22 protein-coding genes are annotated in these 20618 nt (G+C 39.5%); 14 read left to right on the top strand and 8 right to left on the bottom strand.

The window, feature by feature from the left end; translation table 11 throughout:
• Nucleotides 1–7 precede the first annotated feature (7 nt).
• The 14 genes from EAL04_RS01070 to EAL04_RS01135 all read left to right on the top strand — a co-directional run bounded on the left by EAL04_RS01070 (nucleotide 8) and on the right by EAL04_RS01135 (nucleotide 12226).
• Nucleotides 8–421: a universal stress protein gene (locus tag EAL04_RS01070; protein ID WP_001023008.1), complete on the top strand. Its 414-nt coding sequence runs from the start codon at nucleotides 8–10 to the stop codon at nucleotides 419–421.
• 14 nt (nucleotides 422–435) lie between these two features.
• Nucleotides 436–711: an ATP-dependent Clp protease adaptor ClpS gene (locus tag EAL04_RS01075; RefSeq protein WP_120972677.1), complete on the top strand. Its 276-nt coding sequence runs from the start codon at nucleotides 436–438 to the stop codon at nucleotides 709–711.
• The gene (locus EAL04_RS01080; RefSeq protein ID WP_120972679.1) at nucleotides 711–2933 is read left to right on the top strand and encodes an AAA family ATPase; all 2223 of its coding nucleotides are present in this window, start codon (nucleotides 711–713) and stop codon (nucleotides 2931–2933) included. The genes EAL04_RS01075 and EAL04_RS01080 overlap by 1 nt, the downstream gene beginning before the upstream one ends.
• A complete protein-coding gene (gene panD, locus EAL04_RS01085; protein ID WP_033740615.1) occupies nucleotides 2923–3276 on the top strand; it encodes an aspartate 1-decarboxylase in 354 nt (117 codons plus the stop codon). Before EAL04_RS01080 ends, panD begins: the two co-directional genes overlap by 11 nt.
• A gap of 2 nt (nucleotides 3277–3278) precedes the next feature.
• On the top strand, nucleotides 3279–3581 hold the full coding sequence (locus tag EAL04_RS01090) for a YbaB/EbfC family nucleoid-associated protein (protein WP_000347926.1): 303 nt from the start codon (nucleotides 3279–3281) through the stop codon (nucleotides 3579–3581).
• Entirely contained in the window at nucleotides 3581–4585 is a 1005-nt protein-coding gene (locus EAL04_RS01095; protein ID WP_120972682.1) for a PDZ domain-containing protein, read from the top strand. Before EAL04_RS01090 ends, EAL04_RS01095 begins: the two co-directional genes overlap by 1 nt.
• A gap of 7 nt (nucleotides 4586–4592) precedes the next feature.
• On the top strand, nucleotides 4593–5648 hold the full coding sequence (locus tag EAL04_RS01100) for a type IV secretion system protein (protein WP_120972684.1): 1056 nt from the start codon (nucleotides 4593–4595) through the stop codon (nucleotides 5646–5648).
• 15 nt (nucleotides 5649–5663) lie between these two features.
• Nucleotides 5664–5777, top strand: coding sequence for a hypothetical protein (locus tag EAL04_RS01105; protein WP_001217873.1), 114 nt, complete (start codon nucleotides 5664–5666; stop codon nucleotides 5775–5777).
• The gene (locus EAL04_RS01110) at nucleotides 5774–6517 is read left to right on the top strand and encodes a VirB8 family type IV secretion system protein (RefSeq protein ID WP_120972686.1); all 744 of its coding nucleotides are present in this window, start codon (nucleotides 5774–5776) and stop codon (nucleotides 6515–6517) included. Before EAL04_RS01105 ends, EAL04_RS01110 begins: the two co-directional genes overlap by 4 nt.
• On the top strand, nucleotides 6517–7503 hold the full coding sequence (locus EAL04_RS01115; RefSeq protein ID WP_120972688.1) for a TrbG/VirB9 family P-type conjugative transfer protein: 987 nt from the start codon (nucleotides 6517–6519) through the stop codon (nucleotides 7501–7503). The genes EAL04_RS01110 and EAL04_RS01115 overlap by 1 nt, the downstream gene beginning before the upstream one ends.
• Nucleotides 7496–8632 carry a DNA type IV secretion system protein ComB10 gene (locus tag EAL04_RS01120; protein ID WP_120972690.1) on the top strand — a complete coding sequence of 379 codons (1137 nt, stop codon included), beginning with the start codon at nucleotides 7496–7498 and terminating at the stop codon, nucleotides 8630–8632. Before EAL04_RS01115 ends, EAL04_RS01120 begins: the two co-directional genes overlap by 8 nt.
• Before the next feature lie 70 nt (nucleotides 8633–8702).
• Nucleotides 8703–10115: a mannose-1-phosphate guanylyltransferase/mannose-6-phosphate isomerase gene (locus EAL04_RS01125; protein WP_120972692.1), complete on the top strand. Its 1413-nt coding sequence runs from the start codon at nucleotides 8703–8705 to the stop codon at nucleotides 10113–10115.
• A gap of 40 nt (nucleotides 10116–10155) precedes the next feature.
• Nucleotides 10156–11301, top strand: coding sequence for a GDP-mannose 4,6-dehydratase (gmd, locus tag EAL04_RS01130; protein WP_120972694.1), 1146 nt, complete (start codon nucleotides 10156–10158; stop codon nucleotides 11299–11301).
• The gene (locus tag EAL04_RS01135) at nucleotides 11294–12226 is read left to right on the top strand and encodes a GDP-L-fucose synthase family protein (RefSeq protein ID WP_120972696.1); all 933 of its coding nucleotides are present in this window, start codon (nucleotides 11294–11296) and stop codon (nucleotides 12224–12226) included. Before gmd ends, EAL04_RS01135 begins: the two co-directional genes overlap by 8 nt.
• A 395-nt stretch (nucleotides 12227–12621) precedes the next feature.
• Here EAL04_RS01135 and EAL04_RS08040 read toward each other — a convergent pair whose 3' ends face one another.
• From EAL04_RS08040 to EAL04_RS01175, 8 genes are all read right to left on the bottom strand, one after another.
• Nucleotides 12622–12864, bottom strand: coding sequence for a hypothetical protein (locus tag EAL04_RS08040; protein WP_240454638.1), 243 nt, complete (start codon nucleotides 12862–12864; stop codon nucleotides 12622–12624).
• An 8-nt stretch (nucleotides 12865–12872) separates the two neighbouring features.
• On the bottom strand, nucleotides 12873–13097 hold the full coding sequence (locus EAL04_RS07970) for a hypothetical protein (protein ID WP_205585775.1): 225 nt from the start codon (nucleotides 13095–13097) through the stop codon (nucleotides 12873–12875).
• A gap of 117 nt (nucleotides 13098–13214) precedes the next feature.
• The gene (hypE, locus tag EAL04_RS01150) at nucleotides 13215–14213 is read right to left on the bottom strand and encodes a hydrogenase expression/formation protein HypE (protein WP_120972698.1); all 999 of its coding nucleotides are present in this window, start codon (nucleotides 14211–14213) and stop codon (nucleotides 13215–13217) included.
• Between the two features lie 11 nt (nucleotides 14214–14224).
• Nucleotides 14225–16477 carry a carbamoyltransferase HypF gene (gene hypF / locus EAL04_RS01155; protein WP_162982447.1) on the bottom strand — a complete coding sequence of 751 codons (2253 nt, stop codon included), beginning with the start codon at nucleotides 16475–16477 and terminating at the stop codon, nucleotides 14225–14227.
• Entirely contained in the window at nucleotides 16474–17466 is a 993-nt protein-coding gene (locus EAL04_RS01160; protein WP_120972702.1) for an agmatine deiminase family protein, read from the bottom strand. Before EAL04_RS01160 ends, hypF begins: the two co-directional genes overlap by 4 nt.
• Nucleotides 17467–17524: 58 nt before the next feature.
• Nucleotides 17525–18217, bottom strand: a complete 693-nt coding sequence (locus EAL04_RS01165; RefSeq protein ID WP_120972705.1) for a DNA-methyltransferase — start codon at nucleotides 18215–18217, stop codon at nucleotides 17525–17527.
• The gene (locus EAL04_RS01170) at nucleotides 18195–19280 is read right to left on the bottom strand and encodes a DNA cytosine methyltransferase (protein WP_120972707.1); all 1086 of its coding nucleotides are present in this window, start codon (nucleotides 19278–19280) and stop codon (nucleotides 18195–18197) included. The genes EAL04_RS01165 and EAL04_RS01170 overlap by 23 nt, the downstream gene beginning before the upstream one ends.
• Nucleotides 19277–20509, bottom strand: coding sequence for an HNH endonuclease (locus EAL04_RS01175; RefSeq protein ID WP_120972709.1), 1233 nt, complete (start codon nucleotides 20507–20509; stop codon nucleotides 19277–19279). The genes EAL04_RS01170 and EAL04_RS01175 overlap by 4 nt, the downstream gene beginning before the upstream one ends.
• Nucleotides 20510–20618 lie beyond the last annotated feature (109 nt).

Here is a 20618-nt window from a genome sequence, read left to right on the forward strand (position 1 = left end):
GGTTCTTATGAATATTTTATTTGGGATTAGCGACACGCAGGAATGCTATAACGCTATTAAATTCGCTGTCAAATTAGCCCATTCGCTTAAAGAGGTCCGTTTCACCTTGTTGCATGTGAGCATGGAAGTGTTTATTTATAGCGAAAGCGGGATGATGGATTACGGCCAAACAGAAGCCTTAGAAGAAGAAAAAGCTAAGGCTTTGTTAAAGCAGTTTGAAGACGCTTTCAAAAAAGAAAATATAGAGTGCGAGAGCGTTCTAAAAAGCGGTGATTTGATTGATGTGGTTTTAGAAATGGCTAAGGATTATGATTTGTTATTGATCGGAGCGAGCGAATCCAATTTGTTGTATCGTTTGTTCATTTCACACCAAAATAGCTTGGTTGAACAATCCAGTATCCCTGTTGTGATCGCCAAGTAGCATGGATAAGTGGCATGAAAATGTATAACATACCCACCCCCACCATGGCGCAAGTGATCATGGTTGATGACCCCATTACGACAGCGGAATTTGTCATCTCTGCTTTGAGGGATTTTTTTGACAAGTCTTTAGAAGAGGTCAAAGCCCTCACATCAAGCATCCATCGTGATGGCTGTGGGGTTTGTGGCGTCTATCCTTATGATATTGCCAGGCATAGGGCAGCATGGGTTAGGGATAAGGCCAGAGAGCTAGATCTCCCCTTAAAATTATTGGTAGAAGAGATAAAATAATGGCTAAATTCAATCAAGATCTCAATGAAGTTCTAAACCAAGCTTTAAATTTAGCCCTAGATCTTAACCACGCCCTTTGCACCACAGAGCATGTGCTACTAGTCATTTTAGAACATGAGAGCGGGGAAAAGATTATTGGCGCTTTAGAAAGAGATGATTATGATAAAATGAGGCAAATCCTTAAAGACTACTTGTTGCAATACGTGCCTTTAAAGAATGATCCAGTCAAAATGCCTGACAGGAGTTTTGTGCTATTAAGAATGCTTAAAAGAATGTATGCGAGTTGTTTTGAGAGCGTGGGCGTGGAAGAATTGCTTGTTGTAATGCTAGATCACCCTGATTGTTACGCTTCAAAACTCATGGATAGTTTTGGCGTCTCTCGTTTGTATTCTAGTTCTGCTTTATTGGATCTGGATAACCATGGTATTCCTAATAATACCAATAAGGAAGAAGCGCCCAAAAACACTCCCTTAAAAAAATACGCTAAAAACTTGAGCGCTTTAGCCCAAGAGAACGCTTTAGATCCAGTCATTGGCAGAGAAGAAGAGATTTTAAGAGTGATAGAAATTTTAGGGCGCAGGAAAAAGAATAACCCGCTTTTAATTGGCGAAGCGGGCGTGGGGAAAACCTCCATCGCTGAAGCTTTGGCTTTAAAAATCGCTCAAAAAGAAGTGCCGGAGTTTTTGCAAGAATATGAAGTCTATTCTTTGGATTTAGCCTTAATGGTGGCTGGGGCAAAATACAGAGGGGATTTTGAAAAACGCTTGAAAAAAACGCTCAAAGAAATCCAACAAAACGGCCGTATCATTTTATTCATTGATGAAATCCACACCCTTTTAGGTGCAGGGAGCAGTAACGCTGGGAGCTTGGATGCGGCGAACATATTAAAACCGGTTTTAACGGATGGGGGTTTGAAATGTTTAGGAGCGACCACTTTTGAAGAATACCGCAGCGTGTTTGAAAAAGACAAGGCTTTTAATAGGCGCTTTTCAGTAATAAAAGTTGAAGAGCCTTCTAAAGAAGCGTGTTACTTGATTTTGAAAAAGATCGCTCCTCTTTATGAAGAACACCACCAGGTGCGTTATGATGAGAGCGTGTTTAAGGCATGCGTGGATTTAACGAGTTATTACATGCATGATAAATTCTTGCCGGATAAAGCGATTGAATTATTAGATGAGGTGGGATCGAGGAAAAAAATCAACCCCAAAAAGGGCAAAAAAATCGGCGTTGATGATGTGAAAGAAACGCTCGCTCTCAAGCTTAAAATCCCTAAAATGCGTTTGAGCAGCGATAAAAAAGCCCTTTTAAGGAATTTAGAAAAATCGCTAAAAAATAAGATTTTTGCCCAAACCGAAGCGATTAATCTTGTCAGCAATGCGATTAAAATCCAGTATTGCGGGCTTTCTTCTAAAAATAAGCCTGTGGGGAGCTTTTTATTCGTGGGGCCTAGTGGGGTGGGGAAAACGGAGTTGGCTAAAGAATTGGCCTTGAATTTGAATTTGCATTTTGAACGCTTTGACATGAGCGAATACAAAGAAGCCCATAGCGTGGCAAAGCTCATCGGAAGCCCTAGCGGTTATGTAGGGTTTGAGCAAGGGGGGTTATTGGTGAATGCGATTAAAAAGCACCCGCATTGTTTGCTGCTTTTAGATGAGATAGAAAAGGCCCATTCTAATGTGTATGATTTGTTGTTGCAAGTGATGGATAACGCTACTTTGAGCGATAATTTAGGCAATCAGGCGAGTTTTAAGCATGTGATACTGATTATGACTTCAAATGTGGGGAGTAAGGATAAGGACACGCTAGGGTTTTTTAACGCTAAAAACACCAAGTATGATAGAGCCGTTAAAGAGCTTTTGACCCCTGAATTACGATCCAGGATTGATGCGATCGTGCCGTTTAATGCGCTCAGTTTGGAGGATTTTGAACGCATTGTTTCTGTGGAATTAGACAAATTAAAAACCCTAGCGCTAGAGCAAGACATAACCTTAAAATTCCATAAAGAAGTTGTGAAATTCATCGCGCAAAAAAGCTACCAAACGACTTTAGGAGCGAGAGAAATCAAAAAAATCATTCATAATGAAATCAAAACTAAATTAAGCGATATACTGCTCTTGCAATCGCTTAAAAAACCTTGTAAGATCGCTTGCTTATTGGAAAAAAACCAATTGGTTCTAAAAGAAATCAAGCGCGCGCAAAAGGTGAAAGAAAATGACTTTTGAAATGCTTTATAGTAAAATCCATAGGGCTACTATCACAGACGCTAATCTCAATTATGTAGGCTCGATCACCATAGATGAGGATTTAGCCAAGTTCGCTAAGCTCAGAGAGGGCATGAAAGTGGAAATCGTGGATGTCAATAACGGCGAACGCTTCAGCACCTATGTGATTTTAGGGAAAAAAAAGGGCGAAATTTGCGTCAATGGCGCAGCAGCCAGAAAAGTGGCCATAGGCGATGTGGTGATCATTTTAGCTTATGCGAGCATGAATGAAGATGAAATCAACGCGCACAAGCCGAGCATCGTGCTAGTGGATGAAAAGAATGAAATTTTAGAAAAGGGTTAGAGATGGATTTTAGTCAATTGGGTGGGTTAAGCGGGTTGTTAGACGGCATGAAAAAAGAGTTTTCCCAACTAGAAGAAAAGAATAAAGACACGATCCACACTTCCAAAAGCGGTGGGGGAATGGTGAGTGTGAGTTTTAATGGGTTGGGGGAATTAGTGGATTTGCAAATTGATGACAGCCTGTTAGAAGATAAAGAAGCGATGCAAATCTATTTGATGAGCGCTTTGAATGACGGGTATAAAGCCGTAGAAGAAAACCGAAAAAATTTAGCCTTTAACATGTTGGGGAATTTCGCTAAATTGTGATGCTTTATAAGACCCTTATTGCCTTTATCGCTCTGTTGGGTTTTTTGAATGGCTTAGGGGCTTATGATTTCAAGCATTGTCAGGCGTTTTTTAAAAAAGCGAGCCTTCAAAAAGGGGGCGTGGCTTTAAAGGAATTGCCTAAGGGCGTGTATTTATATTATTCCAAAACCTACCCTAAACACGCCAAAGTCATCAAATCCGATCCTTTTGTAGGGCTGTATTTATTACAAAGCGCACCAAGTGAGTATGTTTATACATTAAGGGATTTGGACAAAGACGCCCTTATAAGACCCATGGCTAGCATAGGGGATAAAGAAGCCACAGAAGCACGATTATTGGTGGGGCAAAAAGGCTATGATCGCTACGCTCAAATTTCACAAAAGATTCAAAAAAATGGCGTTATCAGCAATATTTGCTATCAAATGCTAGGGCTAGGGGTAGGGGGGAATGGCTTTATAGAAACGAAATTTATCAAGCGCTTTTTAAACCAAAAAGAGCCTTATTATGGGGATATTGGGGTGCGTTTAGAAGAATATCATAAGCGTTTAGTGGTGGCGCAATTTGATCCCTTTTTCCCTAAAAACCCTTTTTTAAAAAACGATGAAATCCTAGCGATCAATAATCAAAAGATCCACTCGTTAGCGGAGTTTGAATGGGTGGTGAGCAATCTTTCATACCAAAGCCTTGCCAAAGTGAAAATCAAACGAAACCACAAAATCAAAGAAGTAACGCTCAAAGTCAATAAGCGTTATGGGGGGTTTTTACTCAAAGACACTTTTTTAGAGCGCTATGGCATCGCTTTAGACGAGCGTTTTATCATCACTAAAATAGGCGCTCATTTGCCCAAAGGCTTGGATTTTTTAAAGCTTGGGGATAGGATTTTATGGGTGAATCATAAAAGCGTTTCGTTCAACCCGAAGGCTTTAAGAGAAGCGTTAAGCGCGCCTAAAATTGAATTATTAGTCTGGCGTAAAGGCTTTGAATTTTACATTAAAGTCCGTTGAAACATTGATGAAAAATGACGCTTATGAAATCATTCTTTCTTGGTTTATCACGCCTCTCACGGCGATTTTAGGGCGTTTCGCTGAATTTTTCCTCTACACCTTGCATGCGCAATTGGTGTTTAATAGCGTGGTCGCTTTGGCGTTCATGCTCTTTGCTTATAAAAGTTTGAAAGAACAGAATTTCTTCAGCGCTAGGGCGCTTTTAGAGGCGTTATTGTTTGTGGGGTTTTTTGCGCTGTTTAACTACGCTTTGAAAAACCCTTCGCGCTTTTATGAATTGTTTCAAAACGCTATTTTTATTGCGCCTAACATGATCACTCAAAGCCTTTCTCAAAGCTTGAGTAACTTTTCTAACCATGCGCTTTCTTTAGATTTTATCTTCAATCATGGTTTTTATGCCCTTAGTTTCATCAGCGATTTGAGCCATAACGAAATGTCTGTGTGGCTTTTTTTAAGCATTTTGCAAGCGCTTTTTTTGAGCGTGCTGTTTGCGATCATCATTTTAGTGTATTTGGAAGTGCATGTGTGGTGCTCTTTAGGGGTACTGTTTTTAGCGTTTGGGTTTTTCAAAACCTGGAGGAGCGTTGTGGTTATGTGCCTAAAAAAATGCTTCGCTCTTGGGTTTTACAAGCCTTTTTTGTTGTTGGTGGGGTTTTTGAATGTGTCGGTTACTAAGGCTTTAATAAACGCTAGCATGCAAGAAAAACAAGACTTAAGCCTTTTATTGGTGGTAGCGTTATTTTTGTGTTGCGTTTTTATCATAGGCGTGCCTTTCTTCATCAACGCTTTGTTTAGGGTGCAAAACAGCCTTAAAGAAACTTACAAACTCGCCACCAATTTGAGCGCTAACCTCAGCCAAAATGCTTTCAATTCCTTACAATATATCACGACCTCGCCCGCTCCCTCTAGCGTTTCTACTTCTACAAGCGGTAGCGTTTCTAAAGAAAAAGAAACGCATTCCCCCACATTTAAGGTAGAAACCACTCAATTAGATGTAAAAATTCCAAATTTCAAGCAAAAAAAGGTTAAAAAGGATACAATAAATACAAAAAATGAAATTTAAATAAATGGGAATTTAATGAGAATTTTTTTTGTTATCATGGGACTTGTGTTTTTTGGTTGCACCAGTAAGGTGCATGAGATGAAAAAAAGCCCTTGCACCTTGTATGAAAACAGGTTAAATCTCGCATGAGAGAAAAGCCTTTCAACAGCGAGCAGTTGATCTATTTAGAAGAGCTTTTAAGCCACCAAGAAAAGCATTTAGAAAACAAGCTTTCTGGTTTTTCGGTGAACGATTTGGACATGCAAAGCGTGTTTCGGCTAGAAAGGAACCGCTTGAAAATCGCTTACAGGCTTTTAGGTTTGATGAGCTTTATCGCCCTTGTTTTAGCGATCGTGTTAATCAGTATCCTGCCCTTACAAAAAACCGAACACCATTTCGTGGATTTTTTAAACCAGGACAAGCATTACGCCATTATCCAAAGAGCGGATAAAAGCATTTCCAGTAATGAAGCGTTGGCTCGTTCGCTCATTGGGGCGTATGTGTTAAACCGAGAGAGCATTAACCGCATTGACGATAAATCGCGCTATGAACTGGTGCGTTTGCAAAGCAGTTCTAAAGTGTGGCAACGCTTTGAAGATTTGATTAAAACGCAAAACAGCATTTATGCGCAAAGCCATTTGGAAAGAGAAGTCCATATCGTCAATATTGCGATCTATCAGCAAGACAATAACCCCATTGCAAGCGTGTCCATTGCGGCTAAACTTTTGAATGAAAACAAGCTCGTGTATGAAAAGCGTTATAAAATCGTATTGAGCTATTTGTTTGACACCCCGGATTTTGATTACGCTTCCATGCCTAAAAACCCTACCGGCTTTAAAATCACTCGCTACAGCATCACTGAAATCGCGCCGATTAATAGGAATGATTGATGCGGAAATTTTTATACGCTCTCATGGGCTTTTTGTTGGCTTTTAGCGTTTTAAAAGCCGATGATTTTTTAGAAGAAGCGAACGAAACAGCCCCGGCGAATTTGAACCACCCCATGCAGGATTTAAACGCCATTCAAGGGAGCTTTTTTGACAAAAACCGCTCCAAAATGTCCAACACTTTGAACATTAATTATTTTCAAGGGCAAACCTATAAAATCCGCTTGCGTTATGCGATGGCAACCTTATTGTTTTTTTCAAAACCCATTAGCGATTTTGTTTTGGGGGATAAGGTGGGCTTTGATGCGAAAATCTTAGAAAGCAACGATCGCATTTTACTCATCAAGCCTTTACAAATTGGTGTGGATTCTAATATCAGCGTGATTGATAGCGAGGGTAAGATTTTTTCTTTCTATGTGTTTTCTACCACTTTCACCAGCTCCAAACACCCTAATTTGCAGGTTTTTATAGAAGATAAAAACTATTACACTAACGCTTTTATCAAGCCCCAAAAAGAAAATCAAGAAAATATGGCTGAAAATGCCCCTAAAGATGCCCAAAAAAATAATAAGCCCCTAAAAGAAGAAAAAGAAGAAACTAAAGAAAAAGAAGAAGAGACTATAACTATTGGCGATAACACCAACGCGATGAAAATTATTAAAAAAGACATCCAAAAAGGTTATAAGGCTTTAAAAAGCTCTCAAAGGAAATGGTATTGTTTATGGGCTTGTTCTAAAAAATCCAAACTCTCCTTAATGCCTAAAGAAATTTTTAACGACAAGCAATTCACTTATTTCAAATTTGACAAAAGATTAGCGCTTTCTAAATTCCCGGTGATTTATAAGGTCGTTGATGGCTATGATAACCCGGTGAATACTAGGATTGTGGGCGATTACATTATCGCTGAAGACGTTTCTACTAAATGGACTTTAAGGTTGGGTAAGGACTATTTGTGCATCCGTTTTGTCAAAAGGGCTAGAGATGAATAAGTGGCTTAAGGGTGTGCTTATTTTTATAGGGGGTTTTGCAACGATTACAACAATTTCTTTAGTCTATCATCAAAAGCCAAAAGCCCCCTTAAATAACCAACCTAGCCTTTTGAATGACGATGAGGTGAAATACCCCTTACAAGACTACACCTTCACTCAAAACCCACAGCCAACTAACACAGAAAGCTCCAAAGACGCTACCATCAAAGCCTTACAAGAACAGCTCAAAGCCGCTTTAAAAGCCCTAAACTCCAAAGAAATGAACTATTCCAAAGAAGAAACTTTTAAGAGCCCTCCCATGGATTTAAAAACAAACACAACCCCCCCTAAAAAAGATTTTTCTTTAAAGCAATTAGATTTATTAGCCGCTCGCATCACCCCTTTCAAACAAAGTCCTAAAAATTACGAAGAAAACCTGATTTTCCCTGTGGATAACCCTAATGGCATTGATGGTTTCACTAACCTTAAAGAAAAAGACATCGCCACTAATGAAAACAAGCTTTTACGCACCATTACAGCCGATAAAATGATACCCGCTTTTTTGATCACGCCCATTTCTAGCCAGATCGCTGGTAAAGTGATTGCGCAAGTGGAAAGCGATATTTTCGCTCACATGGGCAAAGCCGTCTTAATCCCCAAAGGCTCTAAAGTCATAGGCTATTACAGCAACAATAACAAAATGGGCGAATACCGCTTGGATATTGTATGGAGTCGCATCATCACTCCCCATGGCATTAATATCATGCTCACTAACGCTAAAGGGGCGGATATTAAAGGCTATAACGGATTAGTGGGGGAATTGATTGAAAGGAATTTCCAACGCTATGGCGTGCCGTTACTGCTTTCTACGCTCACTAACGGCTTATTGATTGGGATCACTTCAGCTTTAAACAACAGAGGCAATAAAGAAGAGGTAACTAATTTCTTTGGGGATTATCTTTTATTGCAATTGATGAGACAAAGCGGCATGGGGATCAATCAAGTGGTCAATCAAATTTTAAGAGACAAGAGCAAGATCGCCCCCATTGTGGTGATTAGAGAGGGGAGTAGGGTATTCATTTCGCCTAATACTGACATCTTCTTCCCTATACCCAGAGAGAATGAAGTCATCGCGGAGTTTTTGAAGTGACTTAAAAAATGCCCAATTAAAAACGCTATAATAACCCTAAAAAACAAAAGAGAGCCTAACAAGAAAACCCATGAAAATTAAAAATATCTTACTGAGTGGGGGGAGCGGCAAACGCTTATGGCCTTTAAGCCGTAGCCTATACCCTAAGCAATTTTTAAAGCTTTTTAACCATAAAAGCTTGTTTGAATTGAGTTTTAAAAGAAACGCTTCCTTAGTAGATGAAACGCTCATTGTGTGCAATGAAAAGCATTATTTTTTAGCCCTAGAAGAAATAAAAAACGAAATCAAAAACAAAAGCGTGGGTTTTTTATTAGAGAGCTTGAGTAAAAACACCGCTAACGCCATTAGTTTGAGCGCTTTAATGAGCGATAAAGAAGATTTACTCATCGTTACGCCAAGCGATCATTTGATTAAAGATTTTCAAGCGTATGAAAATGCGATAAAAAAAGCGATTGGTTTAGCCCAAGAAGGCTTTTTAGTCACTTTTGGGGTGAGTATTGACAAGCCCAACACGGAGTTTGGGTATATTGAAAGCCCTAACGCTCTAGATGTCAAGCGATTCATTGAAAAGCCAAGTTTAGAAAAAGCGATAGAGTTTCAAAAAAGCGGGGGTTTTTATTTCAACAGCGGCATGTTTGTTTTCCAAGCGGGCGTTTTTTTAGACGAACTAAAAAAGCATGCCCCTACTATTTTAAAGGGGTGCGAAAGAGCGTTTGAATCGTTAGAAAACGCGTATTTTTTTGAACAAAAGATCGCTCGTTTGAGTGAAAAAAGCATGCAAGATTTAGAAGACGTGAGTATTGATATAGCCTTAATGCAGCAAAGCCACAAAATCAAAATGGTAGAATTGAACGCCAAATGGAGCGATTTAGGGAATTTTAACGCCCTTTTTGAAGAAGCGGCTAACGGCACTAAAGAAAATGTCAGCCTGAATCAAACGCCTGTTTTTGCCAAAGAGAGCGAGAATAATTTAGTGTTTTCCCATAAAGTGAGCGCTCTTTTAGGCGTTGAGGATTTAGCCATCATTGACACTAAAGACGCTCTTTTAATCGCTCATAAAGACAAGGCTAAAGATTTAAAAGCTTTAGTGAGCGAGATAGAAACGCATAACCAAGAATTGTTGCAAACGCACACTAAAGTGTATCGCCCTTGGGGGAGCTATGAAGTCTTGCATGAGAGCGGTTGCTACAAGGTTAAGATTTTAGAAGTCAAACCAAACGCTAGGCTTTCTTTACAAAAGCATTTCCACAGGAGCGAACACTGGGTGGTGATTAGCGGGATGGCGAGCGTGGAATTGGATCACCAATCGTTTGAATTGCAAGCTAATGAGTCCACTTATATCCCTAAAAACACCCTACACCGCCTGGCTAATTATGGCAAAATCCCTTTGATTATCATAGAGGTCCAAGTGGGCGAGTATGTCGGTGAAGACGATATTGTAAGGGTTGATGATGATTTTAACAGGCAGAATCAAAACGCCTAATGAAAAGATTTGATAAAGAAAATTCAATAAAGGAAAAATAATGAAAGAAAAAATCGCTTTGATCACCGGGGTTACCGGGCAAGACGGGAGCTATTTGGCCGAATACTTGCTGAATTTGGGTTATGAAGTGCATGGGTTAAAAAGGCGCTCTTCTAGCATCAACACTTCTAGGATCGATCATCTGTATGAGGATTTGCACAGCGAACACAAAAGGCGTTTTTTCTTGCACTATGGGGATATGACCGATAGCTCCAACCTCATCCATTTAATCGCTACCACTAAGCCTACAGAGATTTATAATTTAGCCGCGCAAAGCCATGTGAAAGTCTCTTTTGAAACCCCAGAATACACCGCTAACGCTGATGGTATTGGCACGCTTAGGATTTTAGAGGCCATGCGGATTTTAAGCTTAGAAAAGAAAACGCGCTTTTATCAAGCCAGCACGAGCGAATTGTATGGCGAAGTCTTAGAAACCCCACAAAATGAAAACACCCCCTTTAACCCACGAAGCCCCTATGCGGTCGCTAAAATGTATGCCTTTTACATCACTAAAAATTACAGAGAGGCTTATAACTTGTTTGCGGTTAATGGCATCCTTTTTAACCATGAGAGCAGGGTAAGGGGCGAAACTTTTGTAACCCGTAAAATCACACGAGCCACTAGTGCGATAGCGTATAACTTAACGGATTGCTTGTATTTAGGGAATTTGGACGCTAAAAGAGATTGGGGGCATGCCAAAGATTACGTGAAAATGATGCATTTAATGCTCCAAGCGCCCACTCCACAAGATTATGTGATCGCCACAGGGAAGACCACGAGCGTGCGCGATTTTGTGAAAATGAGCTTTGAATTTATCGGCATTGATCTAGAATTTCAAAATACAGGGATTAAAGAAATCGGTTTGATTAAAAGCGTTGATGAAAAAAGAGCGAACGCTTTACAATTAAACTTAAGCCATTTAAAAACGGGCAAAGTCGTGGTGCGCATAGACGAGCGCTATTTCAGGCCTACTGAAGTGGATTTGCTCTTAGGCGATCCCACTAAGGCAGAAAAAGAGCTAGGCTGGGTTAGGGAATACGATTTAAAAGAGTTAATTAAGGACATGTTAGAATACGATTTAAAAGAATGCCAGAAAAACCTTTACTTGCAAGATGGGGGCTATATTTTAAGGAATTTTTATGAATGAGATTATTTTAATCACCGGCGCTTATGGCATGGTGGGGCAGAACACGGCGTTGTATTTTAAAAAAAATAGGCCTGATGTTACTTTACTCACCCCTAAAAAGAGCGAATTGTATTTGTTGGATAAGGATAACATTCAGGCTTATTTGAAAGAATACAAGCCTACAGGCATTATCCATTGCGCCGGGAGAGTGGGGGGCATTGTCGCGAACATGAACGATCTTTCAACTTACATGGTTGAGAATTTACTCATGGGCTTGTACCTCTTTTCTAGCGCTCTAGATTTGGGTGTGAAAAAAGCCATTAATCTGGCGAGCTCTTGCGCTTATCCTAAATACGCCCCTAACCCTTTAAAAGAGAGCGATTTATTGAACGGCTCTTTAGAGCCAACGAATGAGGGCTACGCTTTAGCCAAACTCTCTGTGATGAAGTATTGCGAATACATGAGCACTGAAAAGGGCGTTTTTTATAAAACTCTAGTGCCTTGCAACCTTTATGGCGAGTTTGACAAGTTTGAAGAAAAAATAGCGCACATGATACCAGGGCTTATCGCTAGGATGCACACCGCTAAATTAAAAAATGAAAAAAATTTTGCGATGTGGGGCGATGGCACGGCCAGAAGAGAGTATCTAAACGCTAAAGATTTAGCGAGATTCATCGCCCTAGCTTATGAGAATATCGCTTCAATCCCTAGCGTGATGAATGTCGGCTCTGGCGTGGATTACAGCATTGAAGAGTATTACGAAAAAGTCGCTCAGGTTTTAGACTATAAGGGCGTGTTTGTTAAGGATTTATCCAAACCAGTGGGCATGCAGCAAAAACTTATGGATATTTCCAAACAAAAGGCTTTAAAATGGGAATTAGAAATCCCTTTAGAGCAGGGCATCAAAGAAGCTTATGAGTATTATTTGAAACTTTTAGAGGTTTGAAATAAAATCAAGGCTCTTATAGGGTTATAAAAACGCTCCGCTATTAGGCGTTAGGCTAGCGATTTTACGATATTGTGCTTATCAATTCGCTTCAAAAAGCTTGAGCCATTAATGGGGGTTTGGTCGCTTCGCTCTCAATTTCAAACGCTTTCAAAAAGTAAGGCGTGTTAACGCTTTAATTTTTCATAAAGAGCTAGGGAGTGGGGGAAAGTAAGGGGCTTTTTATTGGGCTAATCATCAATATCTTTACGCTAAAAATAAACTTTTACAAGAGATAGTTTTGAATAGCATGAAAATCTGTCTATTATCCTATGTGAGCGGGCAATTCCCTCTATTGAACTGAATGTCCTAGATTTCTATGCTGTCTGTTTTTAAAGATGATTATCAGTTGGTTTTTATCTTCTTCCAATTCCAAAATCCAAAGTCCCTTTATCAGTCTTTATACTAACTTCCTTTATATGCTGACAACGAAGTATATAAAATTGATAGCTATCGCCAAATCTTAGCGTTTTATTAATCTTAAAATAAGGAAATCCATCGTTATCACAATTCCCACGATTGATTTTTGCGCTCAATATAGTGATACTATCAACATTTGAAATGATGCTTATCCAATAAGGATTGTATCCAAAAGTCATTATAAGATCTATTGGTGGTTTTTTGGCAGTTTTTCATCAAACGCTTCTCTTATCTTTTCCTTTATCTTTTCTTTTTTTATTGTCTCTTCCTCTTTTATCTTTTTTTTAATTCCCTTCTCTTTTATTATCTTTACTATCTTTTTTTTTGCGTAATCACTCTTACACCCAGAAAAAAACACAGCAAACCCAAAAATGACTGCTAATACCAAGCCCGCTTTTTTATAACCCGCCACTAACACCCTCTTATTGTAAGTTTTCTCAAATGGATTGAGTATAGTAGACTTAGCTTAGGTGATCTCTAAAAAATTTTAGAGGGCAAAGGCGGTAGGGTTTTAAAAAGCGCCTTAGCTTTAACAAATCCTAGGCAATAATTCGCCCTCTGGCACCTCTAAAATCCTTTCAAAACCCCATGCGTTCTTTAAAACCACGCTAGGATAAGGGTTTTCAAACACTTTGCCAATCACGCAAGCGTTTTTAGCTTTCTCGTTACTTTTTAAAATTTCTAAGGCTTTAGGGGCGTCTTTTTGATTGAGCGCTAAAACAAACACCCCCTCATTGGCTAGCGTGTAGGGTTCTAGCCCTAAAATCTCACAAATCCCTTTAGTTTCTTCTTTTAAGGGGATTTTTTCTTCTTCTATAACGATTTTCACTCTGGAGCTGTTCGCCCATTCGTTTAACACGCTCGCTAAACCGCCTCTAGTCGCATCTCTTAAGGCATCAATTTTGAGATCGCTTAAAAATAGGGGTTTTAATAAGGGATAGAGCAGTTGGCAATCGCTTTCTAGATTCGTTTTAAGCTTGATTTCATTACGCATCGCAAACAGGCTTGCCCCATGATTGGCGATCGTGTCGCTTAGGATAATGGCTTGCCCTTGTTGTAAATGGCGCGAAGAAATCCCTGTCTTGATGATTTTACCAATGCAGGTTGTGTTGATAAAAAGCTTATCCACGCTCCCCTTTGGCACGACTTTAGTGTCTAGGGAGAGAAGTTTTAGGTTGGCTTTAAACAATTCTTTTTGTATGGATTGTAAAATGTGTTTTAAAAGAGGGATTTCTAAGCCTTCTTCTAAAATAAAACCCATATTCAAATACAAAGGTTCGCCCCCTTGCACGCTCACGTCATTCGCGCTCCCGCAAACGCAAAGCTTGCCTATATCGCCTCCGTTAAAAATTAAGGGCGTGATGACAAAACTATCCGTGCTTACGCAATATTCCCCACTAGCTTCAAATTTAGGGGCGTCTTCATCAAACGCAACAATCCATTCTTTTAAATAGGGCATAAAGACCCGCTCAATTAAAGCGTTTGTTTCTTTCCCTCCGTTCCCGCATGCTAGAGTTACGCTATCCATTTTTATCCTTTTTATCCTTTTTTGATGATTGTAGGGTTGAAATACGCCATTAAGGCCTGACCGACAGGGATACTGCTGTCGTTAGGGGGGAAATGCTTGTGGAAAAAATACTCCCTTTGAAGTTTTTTCAATCGCTTGGCCAATTGTTCGCACAACAATTGGTTACAAAACACGCCCCCACTGCACACCACGACATGCTCTTTAAAAGGCGCAATCAAAGCGGTAATGATTTCTACTAAGCTGTTAAAAAATTTCTTAGCGATGCGTTTGGGTTCTAAAACGCCCAAATCCTTTTCAAACGCTTGATAAAATTCCTTCAAACCCACCACGCTGTTTTTGATTGTAAAAGGGTAAAAAGCGATCTCATCGCTTTGTAGGGCTAGATTTTCTAAAACCTGCCCGCTCTCGGCTTCAAAACTGATCGTTCCTGTTAAATCCAAACTAAACGCCACTATATCAAACAAACGCCCTATGGAATTGGTAGCGACGCTTTGAATTTTTTTGTCATGCATTTGTTGGAAAATTTCTAATTCGTCTTCTTTAAAATGCTTTTGAACGCGTTTTAAAAGCTTGTTGAGTTGGTGTTTTAAGGAAATTTCTAAAACCAAGCGTTTAGGCTCTTTAATCGCTTTTTGCCCCCCTAAAAGCCAAAATTCTTCAAATCTGGCGATTTCTTCAATGCGTTCCAAATCCCCTACAAAACATTCCGCCCCATAAACCTTATTTTCATAAGCCCCACTCCCGTCCCAAACAATACCTATAAAGGGGTGATTTAAATGCGGATCTTGTAACAATGCGTCTAAGACGCTCGCTAAAAAGTGGGCATGGTGGTGCTGGACTTGCAATAAGGGCGTATTAAACTCAAAAGCCATTTTAGTGGTGGTGTAGTTTTGATGCTTGTCGCAAGCTAAGAGCGTGGGTTTGAAATCATAGGTTTTTAAGAAAAAATTCAAAGTTTCTTTAAAGTGCTTTTCATTTTCTAAAACGCTCAAATCCCCACAAAAAGGCGAGAGTAAAAGAACAGAAGTTCCGCTATCCAATAAGCTAAAATGCCCTTTTTGCTCCGCTCCAAGCGCTAAAATCTTTTTTTGCGAACAATTAGAGCGTTTGGGTAAAGTGAGGTAAAGAGGGGCAAACCCTCTAGCCAAACGCATGGGGCGAATTACATTATCCACGCGCTGCGCGATACTATCATCAATCCTGTGGATGATAGCGCGATTGTGCGTGAGCTTAAAATCAAAAATAAAATGAAGCGAATCGATCTCTTTTTCATCGCTCGCTAAAGGGAGGGAGCTGAAATTCGCGCTCGTGAACACAATAGGGAAATCCAATAAATCCAGTAATAAAGCATGCAAAGGGGTATAGGGCAAGATAACGCCATAAAAGGGGGAGTTTTTAGCGATATTGGGGGCTAATTTTGTGTCAGGTTTTTTACGTGCTAAAAGAATGGGGGCGCTTGTAGAATTTAAGCTCTCGCCTTCTAACGCGTTCAAAAACGCATGCTGTTTGGCTGATTTTAAGTCTTTAAACATGAGCGCGAAAGGCTTTAGGGGGCGGTTTTTTAAAAGCCGTAACCTTTCTATGGTTTGAAAATTCCTCGCATCGCACAAGAGAGCAAAGCCCCCCAAACCTTTAAGAGCGATGATTTTACCCTTTTGAATGTCTTTAGCGCATTCTAAAAGAGCGTCATCATTTTTGAATCGCTTATAATTGAGCGCGATACCGCATTTTTTGCAGCTGATGCCTTGAATGTGGAATCGTTTGTTATGAGCGTCTTTATAAACGGATGCGCAAAATCCGCAGAGTTTGAAAGGTTTTAAGGCGGAGTTTTCTCTGTCATAGGGTAGGGCGTTTAAAAGGCTGTATCTCGCTCCGCATTTCGCGCAAGAATTGAAAGCGTAATGAAAATAGGGGGAGTTTTTATCCCTGATTTCGCGCAAGCAATCCTCACACATGCCTAAATCTTTAGGGATTTGACTGAGCAAATTTAAGGGGTGGTTCTTGCTTTCTAAAATCCTAAAATCATTGAAATGAAGCGCCTTATCATAAGGGCTAATAATGATTTTTTCCACCAACGCTAAAGGGGGTAATCCTTTTTTTAGGGCGTTTAAAAAAGACTCTGTTTTGTGAGCGGGTAAGATGATTTCTAAAGCCGCTTGGGTGTTACGCGCAAAGCCTACAAGCTCTAATTTTTGAGCTAGGGTATAAACAAAAGGGCGCATGCCCACGCCTTGAACCACGCCAAAAAGCGTGATTTTGTTCAATAAAGCTGCATCGTTACACAATGCAAGCTTCCATGCTGTTTGATTAAAGTGTTGCAATCAACCCCTATCACTTCTAAGGGCGTGTGTTGTCTTAAGGTTTCTAAAATGAGCGCGTCTTTAGGGTCGTTGTAAGTGGGGACAATCAGAGCGTTATTGCACAATAAAAAATTCACATAAGTTGCCGGCAAGCGTTGTTGGTTTTCATCATAAATGGCTTTGGGGATTTCTAGGGGGATGAGTTTATAAGGCGTGCCGTCTAGTTTTTTAAAGGTTTTTAATTCTTCTTGCATTTTTTTTAAGGCTGTGTAATGCTCATCGTTTTCATCCTCGCATGCGCTATAAACAATGGTGTCTTTATTTAAAAAGCGAGCGAGCGTGTCGGTATGGCTATCGGTATCATCGCCTTTGAGATAGCCATAAGAATACCACAGCACTTGCTTAGCCCCTAATTCCTTTTTAAGCATGGTTTCTATTCCATTTTGATTCAAATGGGGGTTACGATTTTTTTCTAGCAGGCATTGGGTGTTGGTTAAAACGCTCCCAGCCCCATCGCTTTCTATGCTCCCGCCCTCTAAAACATAGGGCATCGTTTTTAAAGGGTGTTTTAAAAAACCTAAATGTTTGAGCTTGAAATTCACTAAATTGTCTAAATTGGACGGGTATTTTAACCCCCAGCCATTAAAACCAAAATCCAAGCACTCTAAAACGCCATGATTTTCAACGCTGATCGCTCCAAAATCCCTAACCCATGTGTCGTTAGTGTCGACCTTTGCGATCTCTACGCCCAGTAAGTTTTTAAGCATCTCATAACCGATAGTGTCGTTAGTATGGACGCACACTAGCACTTTAGCGTGTTTGGCTATGGTTTGAATGATGTGTAAAAAGCTCTCCCTGGCTTCTTCAATGCAATACGCCCAGTCGCCAAACTCATGGGGGAACGCCATTAGAATCGCTTGGATTTTTTCAAACTCCGCTAACATTCTTTTCATTCAAAATATCCTTTTAAATAACTATAACACAATCTCATTCAAATAGCGTTTTTAAAAGCTAGCTCAAACGCTTTTGCGCGGTTTGAAAATATTCTTTTTCTGATTCTATACCGATAAATTTTCGTTTCAAACGCTTGCATGCTAAGCCGGTGGTGCCGCTCCCCATGAAAGGATCTAGCACGATGTCATTAGGGTTTGTGTGGATGGAAACGATTTTTTCCATTAAAGCTAGGCTTTTTTGCGTGGGGTGTTTCACTCTTTCAAGCCCGCTCACCACAGGGCTTTTTAAGATCAAAGGCCGTAAATATTTTTCATTTTCAGGTTTATTAAACACCCATTTGGCTTTCTTTTTAACCGCCCATAAGGCAAATTCTGTGTCTTGGACATAGCGCCGGTGGATGTTTCTTGGCATGGGATTATTTTTAACCCATTGGATAAAGTCTTTGACCACAAAGCCGTTTTCTTCTAAAAAATCAGCGATATAGCTTATAAACCTGTAAGAGCAAAAAATCACCATGCAGCCGTTTGGATTGACTAAGGGGGCGTAGCGCGTGATCCATTCTAAAAGCTTGAAATTTTTATCCCATTCCCCAAAATCTATGCCTTGCCTTTTAGCGCTCTTTAGGGTGGAAAAATTGTTTTTAACCGAAATGTTGTAAGGAGGGTCTGTGATGATCGCATCCACTTTTAAATTTTGCTGGTGGAAATCCTTGATGATTTCAAAGGCGTTAGCGTGATGGATTTGTATCATTTCTTGCGCTTTTTAAGATCGCTTTGCCTAAGGCTAGGGCTAGAAGAGGAGGCACAGCGTTACCGATTTGCTTGCAAACGCTCGTTTTATTGCCATAGAAGATATAATTATCGCTAAAACTTTGTATCCTGGCGGCTTCTCTGGGTGTGATAGAGCGGTGCAATTCGGGGTGGGAGTTGGTGCCATTGCTGGGGGTGTCAAAGCGCGTGTCTATGGTGGGGCTGATTTTGTTCCAATTTAAGCGCCCCCATGTGCTTTTGAATTGCTGTTTGCCATGCAAGTTTTTAGGCAAGCATTCTTTGCCTTGCTCTTTATTGATGAGCTTTAATTTCTCTAAAGCGGCTTGCGAGTGGTTGGTGGCTTGATGGTTGTATAATTTAGGGCTATCTTTTCGCATTAAAGCCTGATAACTTGATTGGATAGGGTTTAAATAATCGCTCTCAAACGCCCCTTCATTAGAACAAAGATAAGCCAAATCGCTTATGGCATCTTGAACGTTCACGTTTTGAGAAGGCTCTAAAAGATTGAAATCAAAACTAAAACGACTAGCCCCTACAATAAAAGCTCTCTCTCTGTTTTGAGGCACGCCATAATCTTTAGCGTTTAGGATTTGATAGCTTAATTGATACCCTAAAGCGTTCAACCTTTCTTTAATTTCTTCTAAAAAATAGCCTTTAGCGCAAGAGATTAAGTTTTTCACGTTTTCAATGATAAAAATTTCTGGCTTTATGGCTTTGACTATTTCTATATATTCTAAGAATAAAAAATTTCTAGGGTCTTTTAGCCCTAAATTTTTCCCTTTATTAGAAAAGCCTTGACAAGGAGGCCCGCCAATGATCATGTTGATTTCTAATTTTTTAGCCAACTCTATAACTTTTTCTTTAATTTCGGTTTGAGTGATGTCCCCACAAACGCCTATGGCGTTTTTATGGTTGTTTTCAAAAGTGATTAGGGCTTGTTTATCGCAATCTAGCCCTATTAAAGTGTCAAACTCCTTTAAACGCTCTAACCCAGCGCTAAAACCTCCAGCCCCACAAAATAAATCTAAAATTTTATAATTCATTTTAAGCTTTCATAAACCTTATCAATAAGCGTTAAAAAATCATCGGTTTCAAAACGCAATTGCGCGAACTCTAAATTGTCTTTATTGCGTTTTAAAATCTTTCTAATCAAGCGTTTTTGAAACCCTTCTTCGCTAGCCCCTTTTTTTAAAGCCCTATGACAAGTGGGGCAGAGTTTAGCGAGATTTTCTAAAACATCTAATTCTTGGTTTTTGCCTAAAGAGATCACATGGTGTATTTCAGTGTAGTAGGAATCAGATCTTTGAGTGATTTGATATAAAGGCAAAGAAATAAAACTCCTTTCTTTAATGTCATAATCACCGCAACATGCACTGCAAACATTAGGCGTTGAAATACGATAAAAATTGATGATTTTGCTATCTCGTCTAAATTCCTCGCTATCTTGGATAAATCCTAACCGCTCCCTTAATTTTTCAATGCTTTTATCGTCTAAATCCTGTTGATAAACGTTTTTCAAATAAAAATGAGCGCGTTCTATGAAGCTATTACCATGATATTTTGTTCTTGGCGGGTAGCTTAATTTGTAATACCCATTATCATTAACAAGAGTGGTCTTAAAAACATGCTCAGCGATTTTCGCTTTATAGGGGTTAAACAGACCGATATGGTATAAATACCAATCCAAATAAATCCTGAATTGAGCGTTTCGTTGGTTAATGCCTTGCACGTATTCAGGCTGTAATTCCCTAAAATTAAAATTCAGTGCTTCGCTAGGAATAGTGAAATGATCAATTAAATAATGGAACTTTTTAAACTCTAAAGGGCTATGAAAGAAGTGATCTAAAGTTAAAAAATTCCGTTGCGTATCAATGCTGCCCCTGCTTTCAAAAAAGCCGCTCAAAAAGCGTTTTTGATTGGGGGTCATTGAATTAATTAAATGAGAGCGGTTAAAAAAGTCGTTGTCTATAATCAGGTTTAAAAGTTTCTTGTAAAAAGCGTTTTCGTCTAAATGCAAGTCGTTTTCTAAAATGAAAACAAAAGTTCCTTTGATTTTTGTAACGCTCTCTTGATTGGATTGCCAAATTGGATATGCACTTAAAGTATTGAGAGCGTTTAAAACTCGCGCTTTGCTTTTTTCATAGCCAGGGATAAATTTTGAAGCCCTATAAGAACACACCCCATAAATACAACCATTTTTAATTTGAAAACGGCTCAACAACACCCCTAAATTAAAAGGGTCAATGGCGTTTAAAAAGTAAGAAACAAGCAACAATAACCTTTCATTTTTTAAAAAGGATTATAAAATAGTGCTCATTAGTTTTTGTTTAAAGGTTTTAGAATTGATTATCTCATCATAGAGTATCGCCACTCAAATTTTG

The sequence above is a fragment of the Helicobacter pylori genome (assembly GCF_003638305.1).
GTDB classification, from domain to species: Bacteria; Campylobacterota; Campylobacteria; order Campylobacterales; family Helicobacteraceae; genus Helicobacter; species Helicobacter pylori_DJ.

Coding starts and splice junctions, on each gene's coding strand:
- gmd (WP_120972694.1), top strand. CDS start 10,156: ATGAAAGAAAAAATCGCTTTGATCACCGGGGTTACCGGGCAAGACGGG.
- EAL04_RS01170 (WP_120972707.1), bottom strand. CDS start 19,280: ATGAATTATAAAATTTTAGATTTATTTTGTGGGGCTGGAGGTTTTAGC.
- EAL04_RS01125 (WP_120972692.1), top strand. CDS start 8,703: ATGAAAATTAAAAATATCTTACTGAGTGGGGGGAGCGGCAAACGCTTA.
- EAL04_RS01110 (WP_120972686.1), top strand. CDS start 5,774: ATGAGAGAAAAGCCTTTCAACAGCGAGCAGTTGATCTATTTAGAAGAG.
- EAL04_RS01090 (WP_000347926.1), top strand. CDS start 3,279: ATGGATTTTAGTCAATTGGGTGGGTTAAGCGGGTTGTTAGACGGCATG.
- EAL04_RS01075 (WP_120972677.1), top strand. CDS start 436: ATGAAAATGTATAACATACCCACCCCCACCATGGCGCAAGTGATCATG.
- EAL04_RS01080 (WP_120972679.1), top strand. CDS start 711: ATGGCTAAATTCAATCAAGATCTCAATGAAGTTCTAAACCAAGCTTTA.
- EAL04_RS01165 (WP_120972705.1), bottom strand. CDS start 18,217: ATGATACAAATCCATCACGCTAACGCCTTTGAAATCATCAAGGATTTC.
- EAL04_RS01160 (WP_120972702.1), bottom strand. CDS start 17,466: ATGAAAAGAATGTTAGCGGAGTTTGAAAAAATCCAAGCGATTCTAATG.
- EAL04_RS01070 (WP_001023008.1), top strand. CDS start 8: ATGAATATTTTATTTGGGATTAGCGACACGCAGGAATGCTATAACGCT.
- EAL04_RS01120 (WP_120972690.1), top strand. CDS start 7,496: ATGAATAAGTGGCTTAAGGGTGTGCTTATTTTTATAGGGGGTTTTGCA.
- EAL04_RS01135 (WP_120972696.1), top strand. CDS start 11,294: ATGAATGAGATTATTTTAATCACCGGCGCTTATGGCATGGTGGGGCAG.
- EAL04_RS01100 (WP_120972684.1), top strand. CDS start 4,593: ATGAAAAATGACGCTTATGAAATCATTCTTTCTTGGTTTATCACGCCT.
- EAL04_RS01105 (WP_001217873.1), top strand. CDS start 5,664: ATGAGAATTTTTTTTGTTATCATGGGACTTGTGTTTTTTGGTTGCACC.
- EAL04_RS01095 (WP_120972682.1), top strand. CDS start 3,581: ATGCTTTATAAGACCCTTATTGCCTTTATCGCTCTGTTGGGTTTTTTG.
- hypE (WP_120972698.1), bottom strand. CDS start 14,213: ATGGATAGCGTAACTCTAGCATGCGGGAACGGAGGGAAAGAAACAAAC.
- panD (WP_033740615.1), top strand. CDS start 2,923: ATGACTTTTGAAATGCTTTATAGTAAAATCCATAGGGCTACTATCACA.
- EAL04_RS08040 (WP_240454638.1), bottom strand. CDS start 12,864: ATGACTTTTGGATACAATCCTTATTGGATAAGCATCATTTCAAATGTT.
- EAL04_RS01115 (WP_120972688.1), top strand. CDS start 6,517: ATGCGGAAATTTTTATACGCTCTCATGGGCTTTTTGTTGGCTTTTAGC.